The organism is Actinoplanes siamensis (assembly GCF_016862395.1).
Classification (GTDB): Bacteria; Actinomycetota; Actinomycetes; order Mycobacteriales; family Micromonosporaceae; genus Actinoplanes; species Actinoplanes siamensis.
On sequence record NZ_BOMW01000040.1, the window covers coordinates 46,681 to 72,272 of the forward strand.

Annotated in this window: 22 protein-coding genes; 15 read left to right on the forward strand and 7 right to left on the reverse strand. The window is 72.5% G+C overall.

Annotation, left to right across the window (positions count from 1 at the left end; genetic code table 11):
- Positions 1–75: 75 nt before the first annotated feature.
- Complete coding sequence (locus Asi03nite_RS21410) at positions 76–333, reverse strand: hypothetical protein (RefSeq protein WP_203682206.1); 258 nt, start codon at positions 331–333, stop codon at positions 76–78.
- A 1,249-nt stretch (positions 334–1,582) separates the two neighbouring features.
- Between Asi03nite_RS21410 and Asi03nite_RS21415 the strand changes: the two genes are divergently transcribed.
- The 5 genes from Asi03nite_RS21415 to Asi03nite_RS21435 all read left to right on the forward strand — a co-directional run bounded on the left by Asi03nite_RS21415 (position 1,583) and on the right by Asi03nite_RS21435 (position 7,808).
- On the forward strand, positions 1,583–2,878 hold the full coding sequence (locus Asi03nite_RS21415; RefSeq protein ID WP_203682207.1) for an AAA family ATPase: 1,296 nt from the start codon (positions 1,583–1,585) through the stop codon (positions 2,876–2,878).
- A gap of 36 nt (positions 2,879–2,914) precedes the next feature.
- Positions 2,915–3,913 (forward strand): beta family protein, encoded by a 999-nt coding sequence (locus tag Asi03nite_RS21420; protein ID WP_203682208.1) that lies wholly within the window; start codon positions 2,915–2,917, stop codon positions 3,911–3,913.
- Positions 3,914–3,934: 21 nt separating this feature from the next.
- The gene (locus Asi03nite_RS21425; RefSeq protein WP_203682209.1) at positions 3,935–4,777 is read left to right on the forward strand and encodes a bifunctional DNA primase/polymerase; all 843 of its coding nucleotides are present in this window, start codon (positions 3,935–3,937) and stop codon (positions 4,775–4,777) included.
- A 152-nt stretch (positions 4,778–4,929) separates the two neighbouring features.
- Positions 4,930–5,493 carry a flavoprotein gene (locus Asi03nite_RS21430; RefSeq protein ID WP_203682210.1) on the forward strand — a complete coding sequence of 188 codons (564 nt, stop codon included), beginning with the start codon at positions 4,930–4,932 and terminating at the stop codon, positions 5,491–5,493.
- A gap of 449 nt (positions 5,494–5,942) precedes the next feature.
- Positions 5,943–7,808 (forward strand): GAF domain-containing SpoIIE family protein phosphatase, encoded by a 1,866-nt coding sequence (locus Asi03nite_RS21435; RefSeq protein WP_239102824.1) that lies wholly within the window; start codon positions 5,943–5,945, stop codon positions 7,806–7,808.
- Here Asi03nite_RS21435 and Asi03nite_RS21440 read toward each other — a convergent pair.
- A complete protein-coding gene (locus tag Asi03nite_RS21440) occupies positions 7,785–9,266 on the reverse strand; it encodes a hypothetical protein (protein ID WP_239102825.1) in 1,482 nt (493 codons plus the stop codon). The genes Asi03nite_RS21435 and Asi03nite_RS21440 overlap by 24 nt on opposite strands.
- Complete coding sequence (locus tag Asi03nite_RS21445) at positions 9,263–10,324, reverse strand: hypothetical protein (RefSeq protein WP_203682211.1); 1,062 nt, start codon at positions 10,322–10,324, stop codon at positions 9,263–9,265. The genes Asi03nite_RS21440 and Asi03nite_RS21445 overlap by 4 nt, the downstream gene beginning before the upstream one ends.
- A 131-nt stretch (positions 10,325–10,455) precedes the next feature.
- Here Asi03nite_RS21445 and Asi03nite_RS21450 point away from each other — a divergent pair, with 131 nt between their 5' ends.
- Complete coding sequence (locus Asi03nite_RS21450) at positions 10,456–10,740, forward strand: DUF427 domain-containing protein (RefSeq protein WP_203682212.1); 285 nt, start codon at positions 10,456–10,458, stop codon at positions 10,738–10,740.
- Positions 10,741–10,761: 21 nt separating this feature from the next.
- Here Asi03nite_RS21450 and Asi03nite_RS21455 read toward each other — a convergent pair whose 3' ends face one another.
- Both Asi03nite_RS21455 and Asi03nite_RS21460 read right to left on the reverse strand, forming a co-directional pair.
- Entirely contained in the window at positions 10,762–11,154 is a 393-nt protein-coding gene (locus Asi03nite_RS21455; protein WP_239102826.1) for a hypothetical protein, read from the reverse strand.
- Positions 11,144–11,623: a YbaB/EbfC family nucleoid-associated protein gene (locus Asi03nite_RS21460; protein ID WP_203682213.1), complete on the reverse strand. Its 480-nt coding sequence runs from the start codon at positions 11,621–11,623 to the stop codon at positions 11,144–11,146. The genes Asi03nite_RS21455 and Asi03nite_RS21460 overlap by 11 nt, the downstream gene beginning before the upstream one ends.
- A 161-nt stretch (positions 11,624–11,784) precedes the next feature.
- Between Asi03nite_RS21460 and fxsA the strand changes: the two genes are divergently transcribed.
- The 3 genes from fxsA to Asi03nite_RS21475 all read left to right on the forward strand — a co-directional run bounded on the left by fxsA (position 11,785) and on the right by Asi03nite_RS21475 (position 15,261).
- Entirely contained in the window at positions 11,785–11,973 is a 189-nt protein-coding gene (fxsA, locus tag Asi03nite_RS21465) for an FxSxx-COOH cyclophane-containing RiPP peptide (protein ID WP_239102827.1), read from the forward strand.
- A gap of 10 nt (positions 11,974–11,983) precedes the next feature.
- On the forward strand, positions 11,984–13,420 hold the full coding sequence (locus tag Asi03nite_RS21470) for an aKG-HExxH-type peptide beta-hydroxylase (RefSeq protein WP_203682214.1): 1,437 nt from the start codon (positions 11,984–11,986) through the stop codon (positions 13,418–13,420).
- A 167-nt stretch (positions 13,421–13,587) separates the two neighbouring features.
- Positions 13,588–15,261, forward strand: a complete 1,674-nt coding sequence (locus Asi03nite_RS21475; protein WP_203682215.1) for a putative bifunctional diguanylate cyclase/phosphodiesterase — start codon at positions 13,588–13,590, stop codon at positions 15,259–15,261.
- Between the two features lie 167 nt (positions 15,262–15,428).
- On the opposite strand, the gene fxsT is transcribed toward Asi03nite_RS21475, so the two are convergent.
- Complete coding sequence (fxsT, locus tag Asi03nite_RS21480) at positions 15,429–17,849, reverse strand: FxSxx-COOH system tetratricopeptide repeat protein (RefSeq protein WP_203682216.1); 2,421 nt, start codon at positions 17,847–17,849, stop codon at positions 15,429–15,431.
- A 108-nt stretch (positions 17,850–17,957) separates the two neighbouring features.
- On the opposite strand from fxsT, the gene Asi03nite_RS21485 reads away from it, so the two are divergent.
- Positions 17,958–18,260 (forward strand): STAS domain-containing protein, encoded by a 303-nt coding sequence (locus Asi03nite_RS21485; protein ID WP_239102828.1) that lies wholly within the window; start codon positions 17,958–17,960, stop codon positions 18,258–18,260.
- A 162-nt stretch (positions 18,261–18,422) separates the two neighbouring features.
- Here the strand turns inward: Asi03nite_RS21485 and Asi03nite_RS21490 are convergent, their stop codons facing one another.
- Entirely contained in the window at positions 18,423–19,706 is a 1,284-nt protein-coding gene (locus Asi03nite_RS21490) for an MFS transporter (protein WP_203682235.1), read from the reverse strand.
- A 51-nt stretch (positions 19,707–19,757) separates the two neighbouring features.
- On the opposite strand from Asi03nite_RS21490, the gene Asi03nite_RS21495 reads away from it, so the two are divergent.
- The 5 genes from Asi03nite_RS21495 to Asi03nite_RS21515 all read left to right on the forward strand — a co-directional run bounded on the left by Asi03nite_RS21495 (position 19,758) and on the right by Asi03nite_RS21515 (position 25,561).
- Positions 19,758–20,738, forward strand: a complete 981-nt coding sequence (locus Asi03nite_RS21495) for a GlxA family transcriptional regulator (protein WP_203682218.1) — start codon at positions 19,758–19,760, stop codon at positions 20,736–20,738.
- Between the two features lie 73 nt (positions 20,739–20,811).
- On the forward strand, positions 20,812–22,479 hold the full coding sequence (locus Asi03nite_RS21500) for a GspE/PulE family protein (protein WP_203682219.1): 1,668 nt from the start codon (positions 20,812–20,814) through the stop codon (positions 22,477–22,479).
- A gap of 85 nt (positions 22,480–22,564) precedes the next feature.
- Positions 22,565–23,683, forward strand: coding sequence for a type IV pilus twitching motility protein PilT (locus tag Asi03nite_RS21505; protein ID WP_239102830.1), 1,119 nt, complete (start codon positions 22,565–22,567; stop codon positions 23,681–23,683).
- A 2-nt stretch (positions 23,684–23,685) separates the two neighbouring features.
- Entirely contained in the window at positions 23,686–24,918 is a 1,233-nt protein-coding gene (locus Asi03nite_RS21510) for a type II secretion system F family protein (RefSeq protein WP_203682220.1), read from the forward strand.
- A 103-nt stretch (positions 24,919–25,021) separates the two neighbouring features.
- Entirely contained in the window at positions 25,022–25,561 is a 540-nt protein-coding gene (locus Asi03nite_RS21515) for a prepilin-type N-terminal cleavage/methylation domain-containing protein (RefSeq protein WP_203682221.1), read from the forward strand.
- Positions 25,562–25,592: the final 31 nt, after the last annotated feature.

Below are 25,592 nucleotides of genomic sequence, written 5' to 3' on the forward strand. Positions count from 1 at the left end.
GATCGACTGGAAGGGGCCGCGACGAGATCATAAAAACAAGCACGAATGAAATCGCACGTACCGAGCAAAGATTAGTCACCGCGACGGGACATCGAGCCGAGAAGCATCAAAACCTGCAACTTGCGCGGCGAAGCGCACGCGCAAGTTGCAGACCGGTTTCGCCATTCCCCGTACCCGACATTGAACACCCGACTTATTTCCGAGCGGTGACAGAGAGGCAAACATCCTTTCACCCGACATGATCAAACCGCTTGCGACCTGCGCGGGGGCCGACTGGCCGAGCAATCCGGCCGCCGGCCCGAGGTCGGCCCGGCCGATCGAAATTCCTTCCACGTCGTGCCCACTCCTTACGCCTGGATCCACATAGCTGGCACAGAGTGCTCGCAACCGGGCGAACCTCGGACGTTTGCGCAACTTGAGACGGGCCGAGTGTCGGATTCCCGTCAGAACATCTGTTCTCAGATCGAGAACTTCCCGCAGGCGCTCTCCCGGTCCCCTCCGCCTCGCCCCCATCCGATCCCGCTGCCCGGATCGGACCTCGGCCGGGGCGCGCACGCACGTAGTGGCATCCGCACCAGCCAGCCAGCCAGCAACCCTTGGAGACGGCGCCTCGGAAAGCACCGCCGTACGCATCGGTCGGCGCAGCGATCGTCACGGCGTCGAGACGTCGCCCTGACAGGCGCCAGCGAAACGCCAGGCCAGACAATTATCGAGTGATTAATAACGACCGATCACGGTTGCGGAGCCGACGACTCCACGCAATGGGCCACCGTCGAACAGAGCCGTCCGGCCCTATTCCGTCCTCCCAATAATCAGACACCCGAATCCGCAACGGTCAACGCCTCCGAATCCGCACCCGGAGCCGCAATACGTGAACGATTTCCGCCCTCCGCACCGCATTCCCGGCGGGACTGTCACTCTCTGCGGAACGCCGTGATCGCTGACACCGCGTAAGCACCCGGCGGTCGGCACCGAGTTACCAGCCCCCGTGGATCTGCGAGCCATCGGCCCACCCACCTGTCCGAACTCGGGCCTCCGAAGATCCGCCAATCACTCCCGATCACTCATGTCCCCGCCTATCCGGTAACGGCAAATCCGGCGCCATCCCCCAATCGGACACCAAAACCGCCAGCACGGACGGTCGCCCCATCCGAGCTCTGGGCCGCCCCCATTCCGGCGCAGAAGCCGATCGGCGGATCTCGGCCTGAACCGGTACAGCACCCGACCCGCCAAGCCCTGGTGGGAGCCGGCGCCGGAGGTCAACTCAGAATGATTCCCGCAGGTGGCGAAGGCGGATGCCGGCCATCGGCGACCATGGCACCGGATGCCACGGCATGCGCCTGCCCCGATCGCCGAGTCGCCCCGTGCAGCGCGGATCCGAACCGGACGCCGGCCGCTCACCCCGGGTTCGCCGTCCCCTCCGCACAGGTCTCGATCACCACACGCCCGGTGGTCGACGCGGCGCCGACCGTCTCCCCGGTCGCCGCCTGCCAGCGGAGATCTGCTCCGCAAGTGGCACGGCTTTCCGCGGACCGCACCGTGCGCCAGCGATCCTGCCCGCCGCCCGCGCTACGGTGCCCGGGTGAGTTCAGTCAGCCCGGCCGAGGAGGCCGCCACCGTGATCGCCGCGGTGCTCGGCGATCTTCGCTCCGGCCGCCACCGGGGCGTCGTCGTCGACTCGCCGCCCGGCGCCGGCAAGTCGACACTGGTGGTACGCGCGGCCGGGGAGGTGGCCGCGACCGGCGAGCCGCTGATCATCGTGGCCCAGACGAATGAGCAGGTGGACGACCTGATCGAGCGGCTCGGCGCTCGATCACCCGAGGTGAGCGTGGGGCGGTTGTCCGCAGTCGACTACGAGCGCAGCGACCGGGTGAAGGCGCACCCGAACTGCCGGGTCGCGGCCAAGGTGCCCGATCTCGGGTCGCCGGCGGTGACCATCGGGACGGCTGCCAAGTGGGCGACGGTCACCGAGGGCAGCTGGCCGTGGGCGATCGTCGACGAGGCCTATCAGATGCGGTCGGACGCGCTGTTGCGAGTGGCGCCACGGTTCGAGCGCGCGCTGTTCGTGGGCGATCCCGGTCAGCTCGACCCGTTCTCGACGGTCGAGGTGGAGCGCTGGACCGGCCTCTCCTGGGATCCCATGCAGAGCGCGGTGGCGGTGTTGCTGCGGCACAATCCGGAGCTTCCGGTGCATCGACTGCCGGTCTCCTGGCGGTTGCCGGCTTCCGCCGCGCCGGTGGTGGCCGAGGCGTTCTATCCGTTCACCGGGTTCCGCTCGGGCACCGGACCGGGTGATCGCACCCTGCACTTCGAGCGGCCCGCCGAGACACCGCTCGACCAGGTGCTGGATTCCGCGGCGAAGACCGGTTGGGGCCTGCACGAGCTGCCCGCGCGATTCACCGTGCGCACCGACGCGGAGGCGGCGGCCGCCTGTGCCCAGCTCGCCGCCCGCGCGCTGGCCCGGGGCGGGATCGCCGGGTCGGAGGCCGGGACCGGGGCGCTCACCGCGACCCGGATCGCGATCGGCGCCGCGCATCGGGACCAGGCCGCGGCGATCCGCGCCCTGCTGCCTCCGGAGGCGGCAGGCATCACCGTCGACACCGCGAACCGCCTGCAGGGCCGGGAGTACGACCTGACCGTCGTGCTTCACCCGCTCTCCGGCCGGCGTGACGCCACAGCGTTCCATCTGGAGTCCGGGCGGCTCTGCGTGCTCACCTCGCGGCACCGGCACGCCTGCGTGGCGGTGGCCCGTTCCGGCATCCCCGAACTGCTCGACGCACATCCCTCGACCGAGCCCGTGCATCTGAACGTGCCGGTCAAGTTCCCGGACGGGTGGGAGGCGAACCAGTCGATGTTGGCGCATTTATACCGAACGTAACCCACCGGTAACCGCTGATCCGGTTACCGTGGTGCTATGACGCCCAACGGGGCTTATCGGCCGATTCTCCGGCCGCGCCGCGGTGAGTTCGCGGCGCTCGCGCATCTCTCCACGGAGGAGGCCGCGCGGGTCACCCCGATCGTAGAGGTGGATCCGGCGGTCAGCGTCGTGCCCATGGTTCGCGAGCTGCCGCCACGGACCGATGCGCTGGCGCTGGACTTCGCGAGCGTGCCCGAGCCGGCCGCGCCGGTGGCGGCGGCGGAACGGCTGGCCCGCCTCGGCGTGGCGATGGTGCCGGTGGTCCGGCCGCACGAGAGCGACCATCGCCTGGTGGCACACGGCAGGGCCGCGCGGATGCACCGCCACAACGCGGTACTCCGGCTGCGACCACACGTCGACGCCGGGAATCCGGCGAAGGCGGACGCGGCCACCGACCGGGTGCTGGCCGCCATCGCGCTCGACCCGGGCCAGGTCGATCTGCTGATCGACCTCGCCGAGACGGCTTGCCTCGCGCACGCCGTCGAGGTCGAGGAGCGGGCGCGCCGGGTGCTGCGCTGGGCGCGCACCGTGCCGTGGCGTTCGGTGAGCGTGGCGTCCGGCGCGATGCCGCCCAACCTGGACCATCTGCCCACCGACCGGCCGGTGGCGGTCGGCCGGCTGGACGCGCGGGTGTGGGCGCGGCTCGGTGCGCCGGGGATCGGTTATGCGGACTACGGCGTCACGTCCCCGGTCCGGCGGCTCGGCGTACAGCATCATCGGCAGTTGCCGACGTTGCGGTACACCACCGAGCAGGCCTGGTGGATCTACCGCTGGGCGCGGCGGGGCGGGCGTAGCGACGACCGTTGCCACGACCTGTGCCGGACGCTGGTGACGTCGCCGCAATGGCCGTCCGCCGGTGCCCGGTTCTCATGGGGCGACGCGGAGATCGCGCGCCGGGCTCGCACCGCCCGGGGCGCGGGCAGTTCGGCGAGTTGGATCGCCTGGAGCACGTCGCACCACATCTCGCACGTGCTGCGGGCACTGCCGGAGCGGTGAAATTGTCGTACGCTTGTTCTAATGTCGCTCACGACCGCCCTGGCGTACGCCCGGCACGGCATCCCGGTCCTGCCGGTGCACACGCCTGACCGGGGTGGTGTCTGTTCGTGCACGCGAGCGGAGCGATGCGACAGTTCCGGCAAGCATCCCCGGCTGCGGCACGGGGTGAACGAGGCGAGCACCGATCCGCGCCGGATCGAGCTGTGGTGGGCACACTGGCCGGGCGCCAATGTGGGCTTGCGCACCGGCGTGGTGATGGACGTGGCGGACGTCGACTCGGCGGAGGGCTGGCACGGGTTGCGCCACCTGCTCGACGACGAGATCCCGCCCGGTCCGCTGGTGCGCACCGGCTCGGGCGGCCGCCACCTGTGGTTCCGGCCGACCGGATTCGGTAACCGCGTGCGCCTGCTGCCCGGGTTGGACTGGCGCGGCGTCGGCGGGTACGTGCTGGCGCCGCCGTCCCGGCACGCCACCGGTGCGGTGTACACCTGGATACACCGGCCGGGGACGGTGCTGCCGGCCCTTTCCGCGGCGCTGCGCTCCATGATCGCGGGTCCGCCGCCGGCGCCGTTGCGGCCGGTCGCCCGCCCCGACCGGTATGCCTCGGCGGCGCTGGACGCCGAGGCCGACCGGGTGGCACGGGCTGCCGTCGGGTGCCGCAACGACACGCTGAACCGGGCGGCGTTCGCGCTCGGCCGGTTCGTCGGCGCCGGGCTGCTCGACGCCGGAACGGTCCGGCGCGAACTGGAGGCGGCGGCACGCTGCGCGGGGCTGGGCCAGGCCGAGATCCGTGGCACGATCCGGTCCGGCATGCGCGCGGGCACCCGGCAACCGTTCCACCACCCCGCCGACCACGCCGCCTGACGCCGACCGGCACGCGGCGACGCGCCGGCGACCGCATGCGCATGGCCCGGACGGGGGAGGCGACGGCGGGCGTTGCGCGGGGCGTCGGGACCGGGTGTCCGGTGGGGGCGGAAGTCGGCGGCGGGGGTGCGGTGGTGGATCAGAATCGCCGGATGAGCGATGGCAGCAGGGTTCTCTACATCATCGTGTGCGCCGCCGGACCGGCCGGGAGTGTGGGCCGGCTGGTGGGCCTCGCGCAGAACGCCGGGTGGGCGGTTCAGGTCGTCGCCACGCCGTCGGCGCTCGCCTTCGTCGATGTGGGCGCGATCGAGGAGCAGACCGGACGGCCGGTGCGCAGCCGGTATCGCAAGCCCAGCGAACCCCGCAGCCGGCGGGCCGACGCGATCATCGTGGCGCCGGCCACGTACAACACCATCAACAAGTTCGCGCAGGGGATCGCCGACACCTACGCGCTGGGGCTGCTCGCCGAGGCGTCCGGCCTGGGCATCCCCGTCGTGGTCCTGCCGTTCGTGAACAGCGCACTGGCCGATCGCGTCCCGTTCCGGCGCAGTCTGGAACAGTTGCGAGCGGAAGGCATCCGGATCCTGTTCGGGCCCGGGGGGAGTGAGCCGCACGCCCCGGGCACCGGCGGTGACCTCGTCGACACCTTTCCCTGGCACCTCGCCCTGCGGGCCACGGCCAGCGGCCGCAGACAGACAACCCACCAGGAACGATGACACGGCACGAGGACGCCGTACCGGACCGCGGGCACGCGGGAGAACCAGCCGGAACGCGACCGAGAGGCCAACCGGAACGCACCGACGAGCGACACCAACCGGGCCGCACGCACCAGCGGAGATCTGCCGGGCCGCGCGGACCAGCGCCACGAACGGCGGACGGTACGCCGAACTCCCCCGGCGCTGTCCGATTTTCGTGGAAAGTCTTGCGGCGGGCCGGTGCGGCTGGGACGGTGTCCGCACCTGGCCGCCGCCGCGAGGCGAGCCAGGAGAGACCACGAGCGGCGCAGCCGGGGGACAACGCACGCCGAAAACGGAACCAGGCCCGAGGCAGCGCGGACCGACGGGCGACAGTACAGGGGATCAACCCTCTCACCACCTGGAATGGCAGGGATGAGGGGGCCAGGTGACCAATCGGGCTACCGGAAACGGATGATCGGGTCCGGAGCGTGCGGGCTGACACGCCCCGCACGCCGGTAGCCTGGCAGGCGACCGGCCGGGGGGCGATGGTGCTTCAGTGGGACGTCATCGGTGACACCGAGCGCAGTGTGCTCGCCGATCCGGTGCGCCTGCGTTCGGTGTGGCGGCTCGGTGAGCCGGGGCCGGACGAGGCGTTCGACCGGCTGGCGATGCTGGTCCGCAAGCTCGTGGACGCGCCGATCGGCGTGGTCTGCCTGGTCGGCGCCGAGCGGCAGCACCTCGCCGGGCAGGTCGGCATGCCCGAGCCGTTCGCCAGCGAGCGGAGCATGCCGCTGACCCACTCGTTCAGCCGGCACGTGGTCGTCGCCGGCGAGCTGCTGGTGATCTCGGATGTGCGGTCCGACCCGCGGACGCGCGGCAACCCGTCGATCGACCAGCTCACCGCGATCGCGTACGCCGGTGCGCCGATCACCGACCCGGACGGCCTGGTGGTGGGGGCGCTGTGCGCGGTGGACCACGAGCCGCGGGACTGGACGAAAAGTGAGATCGCGCTGCTCGCCGAGCTGGCCGCGGTCTGCTCCTCGGAGGTGTGCCTGCGGATCGCCCGGTCCACGGCGGAGGACGCGCGGCGGGCCGCCGAGTCGGCGCACCACCAGCTGGAGTTGCTCACCGACCTGACCGAGTCGCTGGCGGCGACGATGGACGTGGACGAGGCGATGAGCCGGCTCGGGCGGATCGTCACCACCCGGCTCTCGGACTGGTGCATGGTCACCTACGCCGACGAACCGGGCGCCGCGCCGCGGGTCAGCGCCGCACACCGGGATCCGGCACGGGCCGTCGACATGGCGCGGCTGGCCGATCTGGCCACCCGCTCGCGCACCGACGTGCAGGCGATCGTGCAGACGGCCCGCCGGCACGGCCGCCCGGTGCGCCGCACGGACGGTCTGGCGCAGCTGCGCGGGCAGCTGCACGACGCGGAGATCGCCGACCTCGCCGCCTCGGCCGGGCTGGGCTCGTCGATGGTCGCGCCGATCGTCTCGCCAGTGCGGCACCGGGTGCTGGGCGCGGTCCTGCTGGTGAACGGGCCGGACCGGGCCCCGTTCAGCGCCGCCGAGGAGCGGATCGCCGCGGAGATCGGCCGCCGCGCCGGGCTGGCCGTGGAGAACAGCCGGCTGTACCGGGAGCAACGTCACGTGGCCGAGGTGCTGCAGCGCAGCCTGCTCACCGAGTTGCCCCGGCTGCCGGGGGTGGAGCTGCACGCCCGCTACCTGCCGGCGCAGGACGGAGCGGCGGTCGGCGGGGACTGGTACGACGCGTTCGCCCAGCCGGACGGCAGCGTCATGGTGGCGGTGGGAGACGTTTCCGGCCACGACATCGAGGCCGCTGCCACGATGGGACAACTGCGGAATCTGGTACGGGGTGACGCGTACGGCCGCTCGGACGAGCCGGGCGTCCTGCTCACCCAACTCGACCAGGCGCTTCATGGGCTGCGGGTGCCGGCCGCCGCGACCGCGGTGCTGGCCCGGGTGCGGCAGTCCTGGTCGGGTTACGCGATCAGCTTCGCGAACGCCGGCCATCCGCCACCGTTGCTGCTGCTCCCGGACGGCCGGGTGCAGGTCTGGTGGGTGCCGCCGGAGCCGCTGCTCGGCCTGCCGCCGCCCAACGCGCGCACCACCACGGTGCGTTACGTCCCGCCGGGTTCGACACTGGTCCTCTACACCGACGGCTTGGTCGAGGACCGCGATCAGCTCCTCGACGACGGGGTGGCACGGCTGGCCGAGAGGCTTCGCGAGAGTTCCGCCTACCCGGGTGACGAGTTGTGCACCCGCCTGCTCGAGGTCGCCCCGCGCCGCAGCGACGACATCGCCCTGCTACTCGTCCGGCTGACCGGCTGACCCACCCGGCGTGGAAACGAGGCCGGCCGGCCCACCCCGCGCGGGTGCGGGCTCCTCGAAGACCGGCGGCCCGCCGTGGGTCCACGGCGTCTCGGACACATCGGGCAACGCCCCGCTCCGGCGGAACTCCTCGCTCAGCGTGGTCAGCACCACCCGCTCCCCCACCGCCGGCACGCTCCCGGGCTCGGCCACCAGCTTGCGCCCCATCCCGCCGGACAGCTCCAGCAGCACGTCGAACTCCCCGGACCCGGCCACCGGGCTCACCGAGACGACTCGCGCCTTCTGCCCGGGGCGGCTCGGCGAGGTCAGCGACGTCCCCGGCTCCACCCGCACGGTCTCCGAGGTCCGCACCATGATCCGGGGCCGCAGGACCGGGCGCTTCCCGCTGTCGTCGATCCGGTCCGGGGCGGCCAGCGTCACCGTGCCGGCGAAGGCCGCGCCGGCCAGCCGGTACTCCGCCAGGATCAGCGGGTCGTCGAAGGCGCGCTGCACCGCGTACCGGGCCGCCGCGGACTCCAGGCGCTGCAGGCGGGCCGCCGCGGCGACCGCCCCGTCGCGGCGCGGCTGCGGGGCGCCGCCTTCCGCCACGTACCGCGCGAAGGCCGTGTAGGCGTCCTTGTCCCCGCCCCACCGCTGGGCCACCCGCTCCCCCGCCGGGAGCCGGCGCAGCAGGCCGAGGACCCGCCACATCCGCTCCCAGGTCGGCAGCATCAGCTCGCGCAACACCTCGGGCAGTTCCGGCGCCTGCCGCTCGATCAGCGGCGCCAGCACCCGGTTGTCGAACTCCGGGTCGGTGGCCGGCCCGGCGACCGGGCCGTTCTCCACCGCGCGGGCCGCCGCGGCGCCTTCCTCGATCCACGCGAGCAGCACGCCCAGCTGGGCGTCCTCCGCGCTGCTCTGCCCGGTGGCCCAGTGCGTCCCGAGCGCCTGCACCGCGTTGAGCAGCAGCGACGAGCCGGGCACCTCGGCGCTGTTGGCCAAGAACGTCAGCCACCGGCCGAGCAGCGGCACCGTCGCGGGCACCGGGTGCTCGCCGTCGACCGCGCGGAACCGGGTGGACCGGCCGAGCAGGCGCAGGAAGTCCTCGCCGCCCGGGTTCGGCACCCAGAGCTGCGGGGCGTCGGCGTACCTGGTCCGCACGTCCTTGCCCCGATCCACCGGGACGTCCTCGGTCAGGTCGGCGAACGAGTCCACGTACGAGATCAGGATCCGGCCGAGATGATCGGCGAATCGGAAGCGTTCGTCGCGGTCCCGGGGCTGGGTGACGACGAGGAGCCGCGGCGCGGCCGGGTCGGTGCCGGCGAGCGCGGCCAGTGGCGCGTTCGCCTCGCCGGCCATCGCGAGTGGCACCAGCACCATCGGGTGGTCGTGCACGTGCAGGTGGCGGACGGTGGCGATGGGCTGGGCCCGCCCGGTGGCCACGGCCTGCGCCCGGGCGAGGGCGGTGAGCGTGCTCACGAGGCGCCCTCGGCGAGCGCCTCGGACCGCAGCCGGAGCGCCTGCCGCAACAGCGCCGCGGCCTCCTCCTGCTCCGGGGTCGGCGCCTGCGATCCGGAGGCGAGCGCGAGCACCTCGCCGACGGTCGGGATCCCGCCCAGCGCCTCCCGGACCGGCCGGCCCAGCGCCCCGGTCGTCCCGGCCGCCTCGTGCCTGCAGAACATCGACAGCTCGCAGGTGGAGAGGCACTCCGGCGCGTACCGCGGCTCGACGTGCCCGAGCGCCGCGACCAGTTCCTCGGGTGACCGATTCAGATCAAACGTGACCCCGGCCGGGAGCGCGTCGACGATCGCGCCTACCGAGGCCAGCCGGGACAGCTGCCGGCGCAGCGTGGCGAGCTGCTTGCGGACGTCCACGCGCACCGCGACCGGGGTCATCGCGAAGTTCTCCGGGCAGACCAGCACCACCTCGTGGTCGACCAGCAGCGGGTCCATGCCGAGGCGCTCCAGCAGCTGGCGCAGCGCCAGAACGTACGTCGCGGCCTGTACCGCGGCCGCGGAGACCTTGGCGCTGTCCGCCTGCCCGTCCACGATCGCGAACGACTTGATCTCGACGACCTGCAGGCGGCCCTGATGCGCGTACGCCACCAGGTCCGGCTCCAGATAGACGGTCTGGCCACCGACCTGGAGCGTGAGCAGCGGATGGTCGATCAGAGCCGCCTCGGCGGCGGCGAGCAGCGCCGCCGTCCGCGAGTGCCGGTCGCTCAGCGTGTCGTCGGAGTCCGCGCCGAGATCCTGGTAGTCGAGCTGGGCGTCGCCGGCCCCGAGCACCGAGCGCAGCAGGGCGCAGTCGTCGGCCTTGAGCATCGCCTCGAACGCGTTGCCCCGGGACAGCGCGAACCGGGACTGCCCGAAGCTGCCCGGGAAGCCGACCGCCTCGGCGAGCCTGAGCTTGTCGACGCCGGCGGTGTCCAGGACGGCCCGCCGGTTGCAGCCCGGGTTGCCGGTCAGGGCCGCGATCGTGCGCGCGTTGTGCCGCTTGGCCTTACCGGAGCCGCGCAGCTCGTCAAGCCGGGTCATCCGCGCCCTTCTTGATCGACAAGTGAAGAGGAAGTCTACGGCACGGCGGCGATCTCGCCGCGTTTCACCCGCGAGAGGTGAATAAATCGCACATATAAGTCACATCCACGGAGGCGCGCTAGGTTCGGGGCATGCCTAAGGCCATCTGGAACGACGAAGTGATCGCGGAGAGCGACGACACGGTGATGCTCGAGGGGAACTACTACTTCCCTCGCGCCTCGGTCCGGGAGGACGTGCTCATCCCCTCCGACACGCACACCGTCTGCCCGTGGAAGGGCAAGGCGTCGTACTACTCGCTGCGCGCCGAGGGCCGGACGGCGGCCGACGCCGCCTGGTACTACCCGGACCCGAAACCGGACGCGTCAGCGGTCCGGGACCGCGTCGCCTTCCGGAAAGACGTGAAGGTGGAGATCTAGGCGGACGTCCGCGAGGCCCGCTCACGCGATGCGCGGGTGGGCCTCCTCGATCGCGGTGACCTCCAGGTAGTCCAGCATGTCCCGCTGTTCGTCGGGATCCAGAGCCCGGAAGGCGGCGTACGCCTCACGCCGGGCGTTCTCCGTCTCCGCGGCCAGCAGCGCGATGATGGCCGACCAGGCCAGCGACACCCGGTCGAAGAGCCGCGCCCGGCGCAGCGAGGTGAGCCGGGTCAGCATCGCCACCTTCGCCACCGCGTCGTCGTCGGTGGCCAGCCGGTCGCAGAGCTCGAAGAGCGCCTTACCGCGGTACGGATGCTCGGCCTCGACCATCCGGGCCAGCTCGGCGTTGTCCATCCGCTCGACCGGCGGGGCCGGGCCGCGCCGGGGCAGGCGGGGACCGGGCTCAGCGTGCACGGCTGTCCCGCCCGCTCTCGAACCCGTTGCCCGGCGCCTGGTGCGGCAGGGTCGGGACGGTGCTGAACGAGGGGAACGGCGGCGGCGACGGCATCACCGGAGCGGCCGGCTCGCCCGGCTGTCCCTCGGCGGGGAAACGCTGCGTGAAGCTGTCCAGCACCGCCTTGCCGGTCTCGGTCCCGGCGCCCACGGTCGCCTCGACGGCCTCGGCGACCTGACCGGCCAGCGCCGACTGGGCCCGCCGGATGGTCAGCAGGATCTCGGTCGCCAGCCCGGACGCGCCCAGACCCAGGGAGCGGTCGTCCAGCTCCAGCGCCGTCACGTTCCCGGAACTCGCCACGGTGACCAGGACCGCGCCGCCGGCGCCGGAGGCCGACGCGCGCAGCGTCGCCACCCGGTCCGCCAGCGCGGCGGCCGCACCTCGTGGGCGGGGCGCGGCGTCGCCGGCCCCCAGCTCTGCACCCAGCACTGTTTCGCCCTCCGTTACCGGTTTACGGTGGTGACGTCCCATGAGATCACGACCGGGCCATCCTCGCGAGCACCGACGGTAGCGACTCCCGGCGCTCACCCGACCCGGCGACCGCCGTAACCTTCAAGCAACGCATCGACCACCACGATCGAGGAGGTGCCGTGGAGACGAGTCAGCCGGACGACGGACACGCGCCGCGGTGGCGGTCAAAGATGCTCGACCTCTCCGAGGCCACCCTCGCCGAACTGGTCGTCCGCGACGACTCCGCTCTCGACCGCTGCCTGCGCCGGCTCACCGACTCCCGGTCCGGGCCGAGCGAGCAGATCGCCGGCTTCAACTCGGCTCTCTGACGGGCTGACGGTGCGCCCGTTCCGCCTGGCCGACGCCGACCTGGCCGCGCTCGGCGCCGGGCGGCCGTCCGCCGGCACGCTCGGTCTGCTGCGCAGAGCGCAGCTCAGCCGCCATCTGCTGCTGTTGCGCGAGATCCGGCTCGCGGTCCCCGGAACCCCGCTCTGGTACGACCGTCTGACCACTGTCACCGAGGCCGAGTCGCGCGCCCGCATCGCCGACCCGATGACCGGCCTGTGGGCGGCGCGGGTGCTCGACGGGCTCCACGCCTCGCCCGGCTCCGGCCTCCGGACGGCGCTCGGGGAACTGCCGGAGCCGGCCGGTCACCCGCTGTCGGTGACGCACGCGGGACGGACCCTGAGTGTGCGGCTGGACGACCGCGGGCCGCTGCGGCATTCGCTCGGCCTGCCCGCCACCGCGGCGCTGAGCCCGGCCGAGGTAGCGAGCTGGGAGCGGTGCCTCGACCAAGCATGGCGGATTCTGATCATCCGGCACCCGGAGGCCGCGGAGATCCTCGCCGGGGTGCTGCGGGTGATCGTCCCGGCCCGGCCGGACCCACTCGCCGAGGGGGTGAGCGCCACCTCGGCCGAGGCGTTCGGCGCGGTGGCGATGTCCGCGCCGACCGGCGGGACCGGGCTCGCGGTGGCTCTGCTGCACGAGGTCCAGCACAGCGTGCTGAACGCGGTGCACGGGCTGTTCGAGCTGGTCCAGCCGACCGGGCGGCTGGGGTACTCGCCGTGGCGGGAGGACCCGCGGCCGGCCCTCGGGATCGTGCACGGGGTCTACGCGTTCCTCGCCGTGACCCGTTTCTGGCGAGCCGAGCTGCGCGGGGACCCGCCGGCCGAGGCCGAGTTCGAGTTCGCCCGGTGGCGCGCGGCGGTGCACCGGACGGCGGGCGCGCTGCTCCGCGGCGGTGAGCTGTCCGCGGCCGGGGAGCGGCTGGTGGGCGCGCTGCGCGACGAGGTGGCGCCGTGGCTGGACGAGCCGGTCGCAGCCGAGGTGGAACGGCTCGCCGCCCTCGCCCGCGCCGACCATCACGCGCGCTGGCGACTGCGGAACCTGACCGTCGCGCCCGGTGACCTGGCGGCGCTGACCGGCGCCTGGCGTGCCGGCCGTGACGCGCCCGCCGTCGGGTCGGCGGTGGCCGGCGGTGCGCGGGTGGTCGAGTCCAGCGCGACACTGCGGCTGATCCGGGCGTCGCTGCGCGGGGACGATACGGGGACCGGGGATCCCGCGGACGTGGCGTGCGTGCGCGGAGACCGGGCCGGCGCGCTCCGGTCGTACCTCGCAATCCTCGACGCGGACCGGGACCACGCCGCGGCCTGGACCGGTCTCGCCCTGGTCTCCCCGCAGCCCGCCCTGCGCCGGCGGCCGGAGCTGGTCCGCGCCGCCGCGCTCGCCCTGCCCGAGGCGGACATCGCGGCCCTGGCGGCCTGGCTGTCCCGCTGATCCGGCAGCCGTGGGCGCATCCGGGCACTCCCGGCGCGGTGGCTGTCACGCAGTCGGTTGCAGGGAGGTTGACCTGCGGTTTTCCGCTCGGTAGCGAATCCGCGGGAGCCAGCCGGATCACTCAACCCGCCGGTCGCCGGACCGATGTGAGCGGCCGGAGGTGGATCGTGGCTCGGAAAGCACTGTTGGACCGGATGCGGCGCGTCGTCGACGACGGCGTGCTGCTGGCCTCGCTGGTGTTGCTGGTGTGGCCGGCAGCGGACGCGGCGGACGCGACCTCGGCGAGCTGGCTGGTGCCACTGGCCGCGGCCCTCTGTCTCGGCATCGCGCTGCTGCTGGTGGCGCCGGACCGCCCGGTGCTGCGCTTCGCGCCGGCCGCCGGCGCGCTCGTGGTCACCGGCATCCGCCACGTCCAGGGCGAGCTCGCGCCGGGCGCGGTCTGGCTGCTGCTCGCGATGGCGGTGGCGGTGCTGTTCCGCCGCTGGACCGGCGCCGGCACGGACCACGCCCTGATGCGCGAGATGACCACGCAGCGCACCCTGCTGGCCCGCCAGGCCTACCGGGACCCGCTGACCGGGGTCGGCAACCGCAAGATGTTCCTGGATCAGGCGGATCACGAGCTGGCCGTGGCGAGCCGGACGATGACCGCGGTGATCGTGGTCGACCTGGACGGCTTCCGTGAGCTGAACGACACACACGGTCACGAGATCGGCGACAGCCTGCTGCGCGCCGCGGCGGACCGGCTGGCCGCCAACGTCCGTGCCAACGACGTGGTGGCCCGCCTGGACGGCGATGAGTTCGTGGTGCTGCTGCCCGGCCTGGAGGACGAGCAGGCCGCGGTGGCGGTGGCCGAGCGGGTGCTGACCGAGCTGCAGCGGCCGCTGGAGGTGGACGGCGTCAAGGTGGCCGTCCGGGCCAGCGCGGGCGTGGCGCTCACCGCCGGCGGCGGCGGCATCGACCACGTGCTGCGCGAGGCCGACCAGGCCCTGCACCGGGCGAAGCTGGACGGCGGCGGCACCGCCCGCCGGTTCGACCCGGAGCTGTTCGCCCTGGAGGAGCAGCGCCGCAAGGCCGAGGGCGACATCATCCGCGCCCTCGACCTGGGCCAGTTCGAGGTGCACTACCAGCCGATCGTCGACCTGAACGGCGAGCAGACCGTCGGCGTCGAGGCGCTGATCCGCTGGCAGCACCCGGAGAAGGGGCTGGTCCCGCCCGGCCTGTTCCTGGAGCTGGCCGAGCAGCTCGGCCTGCTCCCCCGGCTCGGCGGCTGGGTGCTGGAGGAGGCGTGCCGGCAGGCGGTGCGCTGGCAGCGGCAGTTCCCCGGCTTCGAGATGAACGTGAACCTGTCCGCCTCGCAGCTGAGCAACCCCAACCTGGTCGCCGAGGTCCGCTCGGTGCTGGAACGCACCGGGCTGGACCCGGGGCACCTGGTGCTGGAGCTGACCGAGTCGGTGGCGCTGACCGACCTGGAGGAGTCGGCCCGGATCCTCAGCGAGCTGAAGGATCTGGGGGTACGGATCGCGCTGGACGACTTCGGCACCGGGTTCTCCTCGCTCAGCCACCTGAGCGCGCTGCCGGTGGACGTCGTCAAGATCGACCGGTCCTTCGTGCAGGCGATGCCGGAGAGCGGCGGGGCGTCGGTGGCCGAGGCGGTGCTGCACATCGCGCGGACCTTCAACCTGGCGCCGGTGGCCGAGGGGGTGGAGGACGCGGCTCAGGCGGAGTGGCTGCGGGATCTGGCGTGCAGCCGGGCGCAGGGGTATCACTTCGCCCGGCCGATGCCGGCGCTCGGGGTCACCGAGCTGCTGGACAAGCAGAACGAGAGGGACGTGGCCGCCTAGGGGCCGGGCCTGACGGCCTCGCTCCGCTCGGCGGCAGTTCGCCCCTCGGGCTCGATGACGGGAGCGCCGGAAACGATGACGCTTTGCTTGTCGTTTCCGGCGCTCTCGTCATCGACGGGCGAAATCCGCTGTGATCGCGGTTCGACCACGCGGTGGTTGCGGTGGCCTCAGAGGGGTGGCAGGTCGACGTCGGTCTCCAGGTGTTGCGCGGCGGTGGTGGCCCGGAGGACGGGGTGGGCGTCGCCGTAGGCTTTCGCGAGTGCTGCCAGGGCCTGCTGCTGGGCGGCCTGGTCCTGGTCGGCGAGGGCGAGGTTCCAGGCGCAGGCGATGGTGTCCGGGTGGTCGGCGCCCCGGACGACGCGGGACCGGCGCAGCGTGTCCGCCGCCAGTTCGCGGGCCGGCTGGGCCTCGCCCGCCGCGAACAGGTCGGCGGCCAGGCCGTTCGCGCAGCTCAGCGTGAACGGGTGGTCGGCGCCGACGCTGCGCCGCAGGCCGCCGAGCACCTCCTCGTCGATGGTCCGGGCCTCGTGGTGCCGGCCGGCCGAACGCACCACCCCGGCCAGCCCGGCGGAGGCCGCCAGCGTGAACGGGTGCTCGTCACCGAGCACCGCGTGCAACCGGATCACCGCGCGTTCCAGCAGCTCGTGCGCTCCGGCCAGGTCGCCGCCGGCACGCACGCAGTTGGCCAGCGACACCGCGGTGGCCAGGGTGTCCACGTTCAGGTCGCCGAACCGCTGCCGGCACGCGGCCAGGTTCGCGGTGGCCAGCTCGCGCGCCCGCGGGTCGCCCAGGCGGTGGGCGGCCATCGCGGTCAGCCGGCCGGCCCAGAGGGCGAACGGGTGATCCTCGGCGACCTGCTCGGCGTGGCCGGCCAGCACCACGCCGACCCCGATGTAGTCGCCCAGCCCGAACAGGTCGTAGGCGAGGGCGGCCCGGGACGCCAGGGTCTCCGGGTGGCCGTCCACAAAGATCGCCTGCCGGTGCCGCAGGGTCTGCTCGTCCAGCGTCCGGGCGCCCCGGAAGTCGCCGAGCAGCCGCAAGTCGATGGCGAGGTTGTTGGCGCAGCGCAGCGCGGTCGGGAAGCTCTCCCCGAACAGCCTGCGATAGCGCACCAGGTTGTCCGCGTCGAGCTGCCGGGCCTGCCCGAAGTGGCCCTGCATGCGCAGGTCGCCGCCGACGCTGTTGGCGGTGGCCAGGGTGGCCTCGTCGTCGGCGCCGAACACCTCCCGCTGGGTGCGCAGGGTCTGCAGGTTCAGGTTCCGCGCGTCGGCCGGGCGGCCCACCGCCCGCAGCGCGTTGGCCAGGTGGAACGAGGCGAGCAGGGTCTGCTCGGCGGACTCGCCGAGCGCGTCGCGCCAGCGCGCCACCGCGGAGCCGGCCAGCTCGCGGCTGGAGTCGTAGTCGCCGCGGGCGTAGTGGAAGCGGATGCAGTTGATCACCAACTGACGGACCTCCTCGGCGTCGCCGCCGAGCAGGTCGGAGTGGATCAGGTGCGGGGCCAGCTCGGCGTAGCGGTACCAGCCGGCCGGGTTGTCCGGGTCGCCAGGGTCGGCCGCGGAGAGCATGCCGCGCACCGTCCGCAGCAGCTCGGCGTGCCGCTCCGAGCTGAGCTCCTGGCCGAACATGCCACGGATCAGCGGGTGCACGGTCAGCCGCTCGCCGGACGGGTCCAGCCCGGCCAGCCCGAACCGGGCGATCCGCCGCATCGCGGACCGCAGCCGGCGCTCCACCCGCACGGTCCGGGCGACCTCCGTCTCCATCGGCAGGGTCCGGGCCGCCCAGAGCAGCTGCCAGGAGATCGGCGCGCTGGCCAGGAACGTGCAGAGCTCCAGCAGCACCCGGTCGGCCGGGGCGGCCTCGCCGAGCGCGTCGGCGGCCAGGCCCCAGGCGACCCGGATCGGGGTGGGGAAGGCCAGCTCGGCGGCACGGTCGTCGTAGCGGTCCAGGTAGTCGCCGACCGGCCAGCCGGTGGCCGTGCGCACGGCGGCGGCCAGGTCCAGCGCGATCGGCACGTCATCGAGCCGGGCCGCGAGCCGGTCGGCGTCCGCCGGGGAGAGTTCCGGCGTGCGGGCGCGGAGCAGGTCGACCGCGTCCGCCCGGTCGAAGACCGGCACCGGCAGGGCCTGCGCCACCTCCGCGGTCCAGCGCGGGTTGCGGCTGGTGACCAGCACGTGCCCGGCCCCGGACGGCAGGTACGGCATGATGTCCTCGGGCCGGTTCGCGTTCTCGAAGACGACGAGCCAGTGCCGGTACGGCTCGCCGCGGCTCAGCGCGTCCCGGACGGCGCCCAGGGTGCGATTGAGATCACGCGCCTCCGGCAGCCCGAGCTTCTGTGCCAGCCCGGCCAGCGCCGCGCGCATGCCGGCGCCCTGCTCGGCCGGGATCCACCAGACCAGCTCGTAGGCGTCCGCGTGGCGATAGGCATATTCCACAGCCAGTTGGGTACGTCCGGTTCCGCCGAGTTGATGGTCCGGGCTCGGCAGCAGCACCACGGGACCGTTGCCGAGCAGGCCGCGCACGCGGGACAGTAGTTCCTCACGACCCACGAAGCGGGGATTGCGCGGCGGCAGACCGCCACGGATCGGCACACCGTGCTCCTCACATTTTGGTGATGCCGATTACCGTACGTGGAACCCCCGCCACAGCAAAGCGGGCACGCGCCCGGCGAGACGGAAGGCCCCCCGGTGATCGAAGAAGTGACCAGTCTGGATGCCGACGGCAGCCTCACCACCGTGTCGCTGCGCGGTGAGATCGACGTGCTGACCGTGGAGCAGGTGCGCCTGGCGCTGGGCGAGGCGGTGGCCGGGCGGCCGAGGCGGATCGTGGTGGACATGCACGACGTCGCGTTCATCGACTCCACCGGGCTGGGCGCGCTGATCTCCGGCTTCCAGCGGGCCCGGGACCAGGCGATCACCTTCCAGCTGGCCCGCCCGAGCGACAGCGTCCGCCAGATCCTGGTGCTGAGTGGCCTGATGGAGGTCGTCGAGGTCACCCCGTGAGCCCCGCGGGGCCGGCGCGACACCGGGCCGCACCGCGACTCCCGCTTCCCGGCTGGTCCACAGGGGTGTCCCGACGGCTCTCCGGACACCCCTGTGGACCAGCCGGGCGGGTGGGCCGCGCCACGGCCCGGGGCCGGGCGGAGCTCGCGCCGTACCGCCGGATCAAGCCTTCGCGGAGACCGCCAGGCCGATGCCGGGAGCGATCGGCTTGAGATGCTTGCCCGCGAAGAGCATCAGGCTCAGCAGCGAGGCCAGGATGGCCAGGGCGCCGGCGCCGTACCAGGCCCAGGTGTAGGCGCCGAGCTGGTCCCGGACCAGGCCCGCCGAGGTGGCCGCGATCGCCGCGCCGAACTGGTGCGAGGCGAAGACCCAGCCGAAGACCACCGGGCCGGCCGCGCCGAAGTACTCCCGGCACAGGGTGACCGTGGGCGGCACGGTGGCCACCCAGTCCAGGCCGTAGAAGAGGATGAAGACCAGCATGCCCGGGTGCGCCGTGGCGGCCAGGATGGACGGCAGGACCAGCAACGACAGCCCGCGCAGCGCGTAGTAGGCGCCGAGCAGCACCCGGCTGTCCACCCGGTCGGTCAGCCAGCCCGAGGCGATCGTGCCGACGATGTCGAAGACGCCGACCAGGGCGAGCAGGCCCGCCGCGGTGGTGTTCGGCATGCCGTGGTCGTGCGCGGCCGGGATGAAGTGCGTGCCGACCAGGCCGTTGGTGGTCGCCCCGCAGATCGCGAAGCCACCGGCGAGCAGCCAGAACGCCCGGGTCCGGGCGGCGTCGCGGAGGGCGCTGACCGCGGTCCGCGCGGCATTTCCCACCGGCTTCGCCGGTGCCTCGGTGACCCCGCCGAGGGCGGTCACCCCGAGGTCCCGCGGGTGGTCCCGCAGGCGCCCGAGAATCAGCGGTACGACCAGGAGCGCCACCGCCGCCACGGTGAGCGCCGCCGTGCGCCAGCCGTGCGACTCGGTGATGTTCGACAGCACCGGCAGGAACACCAGGTTGCCGGTCGCGCCGCCGGCCGTGAGCACCCCGGTGACCAGGCCGCGGTGCTTGACGAACCAGCGCCCGGTGATCGTGGCGACGAAGCCGAGCGCGAGCGAGCCGGTGCCCAGCCCGACCAGCACGCCCCAGCAGAGCATCAGCTGCCAGCTGGAGTTCATCCACACGGTCAGGCCGGAGCCGAGCGCGACCAGGCCCAGCGCGGCGGCGGCCACCCGGCGGATGCCGAACGTGGCCATCAGCGCCGCGGCGAACGGCGCGGTCAGGCCGTAGAGCAGCAGGTTCACCGAGACCGCTGCGGAGATGGTGCCCAGCGACCAGCCGAACTCGGCGTGCAGCGGCTGCAGCATGACGGACGGGGTGGAGCGGAAGCCGGCCGCGCCGATCAGAGCGATGAACGCGACGGCGGCGACCGACCAGGCGGGGTGTAGGCGTGCTTTCACGATCTGAATCCTTTCGGAACCTCACAGCCCCGCGCGAGTGGCCGGTCGGACATCATGCGCAAGAATCGGGCCATGACCCATGTGATTGCCGTCGTCATGCTGGAGGGCGTCGTTCCGTTCGACCTCGGTGTCCCCGCGCAGGTCTTCGGCTCCTCCCGGGCCGGCCCGGACCGTCGCCCCCTCTACGAGCTGCTCTACTGCGGTGAGGGCCCGGTCCGCACCGAGGCCGGCTTCACGGTCACGCCGGAGTTCAACCTGAGCGCCGCCGAGCGGGGCGACACGATCCTGATCCCGGGCATCCACGCCGGCGGTCCGGTCACCGACGGCACGCTGCCCGAGGCGGTCCGCGCCACGCTGATGTCCGCGGTACGGCGCGGCGCCCGGATCGTGTCGATCTGCACCGGCGCCTCGGTGCTCGCCGCGGCCGGCCTGCTCGACGGCCGGCCGGCCGCCACCCACTGGGCCTGGGCGAAGCGGATCGGTGGGCTCTACCCCCGGGTCGACTGGGATTTCGACGTGCTGTTCGTGGACGACGGCGACGTGCTCAGCTCGGCCGGGGTGGGCGCCGGGGTGGACCTCTGCCTGCACATCGTGCGCTCCGACCACGGCGCCGAGGTGGCCAACGGGGCGGCCCGGCGCTGCGTGGTGCCACCGTGGCGGGACGGCGGCCAGGCGCAGTACATCGAGCGCCCGGTGCCGGCCGCCGCGGGGGCCGGCACCGAGCCGACCCGGGCCTGGGTGCTGGACCGGCTGAGCGAGCCGGTCACACTCGAGGAGATGGCCGCGCACGCCCGGATGAGCGTGCGCACGTTCACCCGCCGGTTCCGTGACGAGACCGGCTCCAGCCCGCGCCAGTGGCTGCTGCGCCAGCGGGTCGAGCACGCCCGGCTGCTGCTGGAGTCCACCGACCTCGCGGTGGACGTGGTGGCCCGGCGCGCCGGGCTGGGCAGCGCCACCGCCCTGCGCCAGCATCTGCACGCCAGGATCGGGGTGGCGCCGTCGGCGTACCGGCGGACCTTCCGGCACGCCGGGTAGCCGCTCAGGTTTGCGGCCGGAGGTCCGATGGAGGGGTGTACCAGCCTGTGCCGCCGCGCCCCCCGAGGACTCCATGGACCAGACCTTCCGTCCGCTGCTCGATGCCCTGAAGCAGATCGGCGTCGACCCGCACGCGGTCGACGCGGCGGCCGAGGAGGCGCTGCGCAGCGGCCGGCCGGTCCGCGCCGTCCTGATCAACGACCAGGTGGTCACCGAGGAGCAGCTGACCCAGGCGGCCGCCGCGGCGTTCGGCATCAACACGCTGGACCTGGTCGGGTTCACCCCGGACCCGGCCGCGCTCAAGCGCATCCCGCTGCCGGTGGTGCTGCGGCACCGGGTGCTCGGCCTGGCGATCAACAACGGCGAGCTGGTGGTCGGGGTGACCGACCCGGCCGACGTGGTGGCGCTCGACGACGTCCGGGCGGCGACCGGCATGACGGTCCGCCCGGTGGTGGTGGCCCGCAGCGAGGTCCGGCGGATCATCGAGCGGCTGCAGCGCGAGGACAGCGACCTCGGCGACCTGGCCGACGCCGACACCGGCGAATCGGTCGGCATGGCCGCGCAGCAGACCAGCACCGACGACGCGCCGATCGTCCGGTACGTGAACAGCCTGATCGAGCAGGCCGTCATGAACCGCGCCTCCGATCTGCACCTGGAGCCGACCGAGGACGACATGCGGGTGCGGTACCGGATCGACGGCGTGCTGCACGAGGTGGACATCGTGCCGCGCGGCGTGATGGCCGCGCTCACCTCCCGCATCAAGATCATGTCGGGCGTGGACATCACCGAGAAGCGGGTGCCGCAGAACGGCCGGATCACCGCGATGATCCGGGACCGGACCGTCGACCTGCGCACCGCCACCCTGCCCACGGTCTGGGGCGAGAAGATCGTGCTCCGTGTCCTGGACACCGGCGGCATCGACCTGGACCTGCGGAAACTGGGCTTCACCGAGCACAACCTGAGCCGGTTCGAGGCGTCGTTCACCAAGCCGCACGGGATGGTCCTGGTCACCGGCCCGACCGGGTCCGGCAAGTCGACCACGCTTTACGCGACCCTGGGCCGGATCAGCAAGCCCGAGGTCAACGTGATCACCATCGAGGACCCGGTGGAGTACCGCCTGCGCGGCATCAACCAGGTCCAGGTGAACGCGAAGGCCGGGCTGACCTTCGCCGCGGTGCTGCCGGCCATCCTGCGCTCCGACCCGGACGTGGTGCTGATCGGCGAGATCCGGGACGGCACCACCGCGCAGATCGCCGTGGAGGCGGCGCTCACCGGCCACCTCCTGCTCTCCACACTGCACACCAACGACGCGCCGGGCGCGGTCACCCGGCTCACCGAGATGGGCATCGAGCCGTTCCTGGTCGGCTCGTCGCTGGACTGCGTGCTCGCCCAGCGGCTCGCGCGCCGGCTCTGCGACTGGTGCAAGGAGGCCTACGCGCCGACCGAGGAGGAGGTGTACGCGGCGCGGTGGCCCCTGGAGGACCTCGCCTTCCCGCACGTGCTGTACCAGCCGGTGGGCTGCCGCAACTGCGCGAACACCGGCTACAAGGGCCGGATCGCGCTGCACGAGGTGATGCCGGTCAGCGCCGAGATCGAGTCGCTGACCATCCGCCGCGCCCCGGCCGGCGAGATCCGCGAGGTGGCGCTCGCCCAGGGGATGTACGAGTTGCGCGCCGACGGCCTGGCCAAGGCGGCCGGCGGCCTGACCTCGGTGCGTGAGGTGTCCCGAGTGGCAGTCTGACCGCACCCCGCCCGCTACTAAACCGGGTTCGCGCCATGCCGATTCAACAGGCGTCGGAACGCGAACGAGAGGGCCGGAACGGCAGATGGACACGATCGAGCACGAGCGGCAGGCGGGCTCCGCCGGCGCCGCTGACGACCTCGCCGTGCTCGACCAGTTGCTGATCACGCTGGTCGAGTCGCGAGGCTCGGACCTGCACCTGACGGTGGGCTCCCCGCCGATGATGCGGGTCGACGGGGCGCTGCGCCCGGTCCCCGGGTACGGCAGGCTGAACGCGTCGGACACCGAGCTTCTGGCCCGCGCCGCGGTCACCCCGCAGCAGTGGGAGACGTTCCGGCGTGAGCAGGAGATGGACTTCGCGCACAGCATCATCGGCGTCTCCCGCTTCCGCGGCAACCTCTACGTGCAGCGCACCTCGTGCGGCGCGGTCTTCCGGGCCATCCCGCACCAGATCAAGCCGCTGGACGAGCTGGGCATGCCGGAGTCGGTCGGCCGGTTCGCGCACCTGCCGCGTGGCCTGGTGCTGGTCACCGGACCGACCGGGTCCGGCAAGACCACCACGCTGGCCTCGATCCTCGACCTGGCCAACCGCAGCCGGGCCGACCACATCATCACCATCGAGGACCCGATCGAGTTCCTCCACCCGCACAAGCGCAGCATCGTCAACCAGCGCGAGGTCGGCTCGGACACCGAGACGTTCGCCAACGCGCTGAAGCACGCGCTGCGGCAGGACCCGGACATCATCCTGGTGGGCGAGCTGCGTGACCTGACCACCACGGCGACCGCGCTGACCGCTGCCGAGACCGGTCACCTGGTGCTGGCGACCCTGCACACGCAGAGCGCCACCCAGACCATCGACCGGGTCATCGACATCTTCCCGCCGCACCAGCAGCTGCAGATCCGCGCGCAGCTGGCGGCCAGTCTCCAGGGTGTGGTCACCCAGGCGCTGGCGCCCCGCGCGGACGGCAAGGGCCGCCAGGTGATCTGCGAGATCCTGACCGCGACGCCGGCCATCCGGAGCCTGATCCGGGAGGGCAAGTCGCACCAGATCCCGTCCTTCATGCAGTCCGGCAGCAACGAGGGCATGCTCGCCTTCGACCAGCACCTGGCCGAGAAGGTCCGGGAGGGCGTGATCACCATGCAGACGGCTCTGGAGATCAGCCACTCCCCGGAGGAGCTCAAGCGGCTCGTCGGGAGGGTCTGACCGTGGCCCTCAACAAGACCTTCGCGTACAACACCATCGACGCCTCCGGCAAGAAGATCAAGGGCACCATCGAGGCCCCGAACGAGGCGGCGGCCACGCACCTGCTCCGGCAGCGTGGCGAGCTGCCGCTCGGACTGGTCGAGGCCGGCCAGGGTCTGCAGCGCGAGCTGAAGATCCCCGGGCTGGGCAACCGGGTCAAGCTCAAGGACCTGGCGATCTTCGCCCGGCAGTTCGCCACGATGACCTCGTCCGGCATGTCGCTGCTGCGCTCGCTGTCGATCCTGGAGGAGCAGACCTCGGCGCCGCCGCTGAAGAAGGCGATCAGCGAGGTGCGTACCGACGTGGCCGCCGGCGGCGGGCTGTCGGCGTCGATGGCCAAGCACGACCGGGTCTTCCCGCGCCTGATGGTCGCGATGATCCGGGCCGGCGAGACCGGCGGCATGATCGACCAGGCGCTGGAGCAGATCGCCGACAGCCTGGAGAAGGACACCGCGCTACGCGGCAAGATCAAGGGCGCGCTGACCTACCCGGCCATCGTCCTGGGGTTCACGTTCCTGCTGATCGCGGCGATGTTGATCTTCATCGTGCCGATCTTCGAGCAGATGTTCAAGAACCTCGGCGGCGAGCTGCCGGCGATCACCCAGTTCCTCGTCACGACCAGCCACAACATGTGGTGGATCGGGCCGCTGGTGCTGGCCGTCGGGATCGGTGGCGCGGTCGCCTACAAGCGCCAGCACCGGAGCAGCGCCGAGTTCCGCCTCCGGATCGACAAGATCAAGCTCCGGATGCCGGTCTTCGGCCCGCTGTTCCAGAAGCTGGCGATGAGCCGGTTCTCCCGCAACCTCGGCCTGCTGCTGAACGTCGGTGTTCCGGTCATGCAGGCGCTCGCCGTGGTCGGCGAGACCACCGGCAACGAGGTCATCAACGTCGCCATGAAGGACATCCAGGCGACCGTCCGCGACGGCCAGCCGATGTCCACAGCGATGCGCAGTCACAAGGTCTTTCCCGAGATGGTCACGCAGATGATCGAGGTCGGGGAAGAGAGCGGCCAGATCAGTCAGATGCTCGACAAGGTTGCCGATTTCTACGACCGTGAGGTCGACTCGGCGGCCGAGTCCCTGGCCGCCTCGATCGAACCGATCATGGTGCTCGTCATGGGCGCTGTGGTCGGCGGCATGGTGGTCTGTCTCTACCTGCCGATGTTCACCATCTACCAGAACATCCAGTCGAGCTGATCGGCTCCCCCACTTCGTGCGACGGCGCACGCGGTGACACCGGCTGCTCCCGGCCGGCTCTCCCCACCTCGCACCACCCCACCCCGCCCTGGAGGCACCCCACATGCAGCACGTCATCGACCGCCTGACCGTCAAGCGCGACGACATCCTCGCGAAGAAGGAGGACGACAGGGGCTTCACCCTGATCGAGCTCCTGGTCGTGGTGGTCATCATCGGCGTCCTGGTCGCCATCGCCGTCCCGGTCTACCTGAACTACCGCCAGGGCGCGGCGGACAAGTCGGCGCAGTCCGACGTCCGCGGCGCGATCAGCGCGGTGGAGCAGTACTACACCAGCAACGGCAACACCTACCCGGAGGGCCCGCTCAGCAGCATCACAGGTAGCGGCGCTACCGCCACCACGTCGTCGTCGATCGACCTCACGGCGGCCAGCAACAAGGTCGGCTCCATCACGGTCTCCGACAAGACCCAGCTGACCTACGTCCGCGACAGCGACGGCACGACCTACACCATCTGCGCCAAGAACAGCGGCGGCAGCGGCAAGGTGTACCTGTACAAGAGCAAGGACGGCGGCTCGGTCCAGACCGCCACGAACGTCACCGTCTCCGCCAACGGCTGTTCCTCCACCACCACCCCCGCCCCCTGATCCTTCGCACCGGCAGTGACGGGTGGCGCCA

Excerpts from the sequence above, each read along its gene's own strand:
- Asi03nite_RS21420 (WP_203682208.1), top strand. The coding sequence starts at position 2,915 with ATGACGCCCAACGGGGCTTATCGGCCGATTCTCCGGCCGCGCCGCGGT.
- Asi03nite_RS21425 (WP_203682209.1), top strand. The coding sequence starts at position 3,935 with ATGTCGCTCACGACCGCCCTGGCGTACGCCCGGCACGGCATCCCGGTC.
- Asi03nite_RS21430 (WP_203682210.1), top strand. The coding sequence starts at position 4,930 with ATGAGCGATGGCAGCAGGGTTCTCTACATCATCGTGTGCGCCGCCGGA.
- Asi03nite_RS21445 (WP_203682211.1), bottom strand. The coding sequence starts at position 10,324 with ATGACCCGGCTTGACGAGCTGCGCGGCTCCGGTAAGGCCAAGCGGCAC.
- Asi03nite_RS21450 (WP_203682212.1), top strand. The coding sequence starts at position 10,456 with ATGCCTAAGGCCATCTGGAACGACGAAGTGATCGCGGAGAGCGACGAC.
- Asi03nite_RS21495 (WP_203682218.1), top strand. The coding sequence starts at position 19,758 with ATGCGCAAGAATCGGGCCATGACCCATGTGATTGCCGTCGTCATGCTG.
- Asi03nite_RS21500 (WP_203682219.1), top strand. The coding sequence starts at position 20,812 with ATGGACCAGACCTTCCGTCCGCTGCTCGATGCCCTGAAGCAGATCGGC.
- Asi03nite_RS21505 (WP_239102830.1), top strand. The coding sequence starts at position 22,565 with ATGGACACGATCGAGCACGAGCGGCAGGCGGGCTCCGCCGGCGCCGCT.
- Asi03nite_RS21515 (WP_203682221.1), top strand. The coding sequence starts at position 25,022 with ATGCAGCACGTCATCGACCGCCTGACCGTCAAGCGCGACGACATCCTC.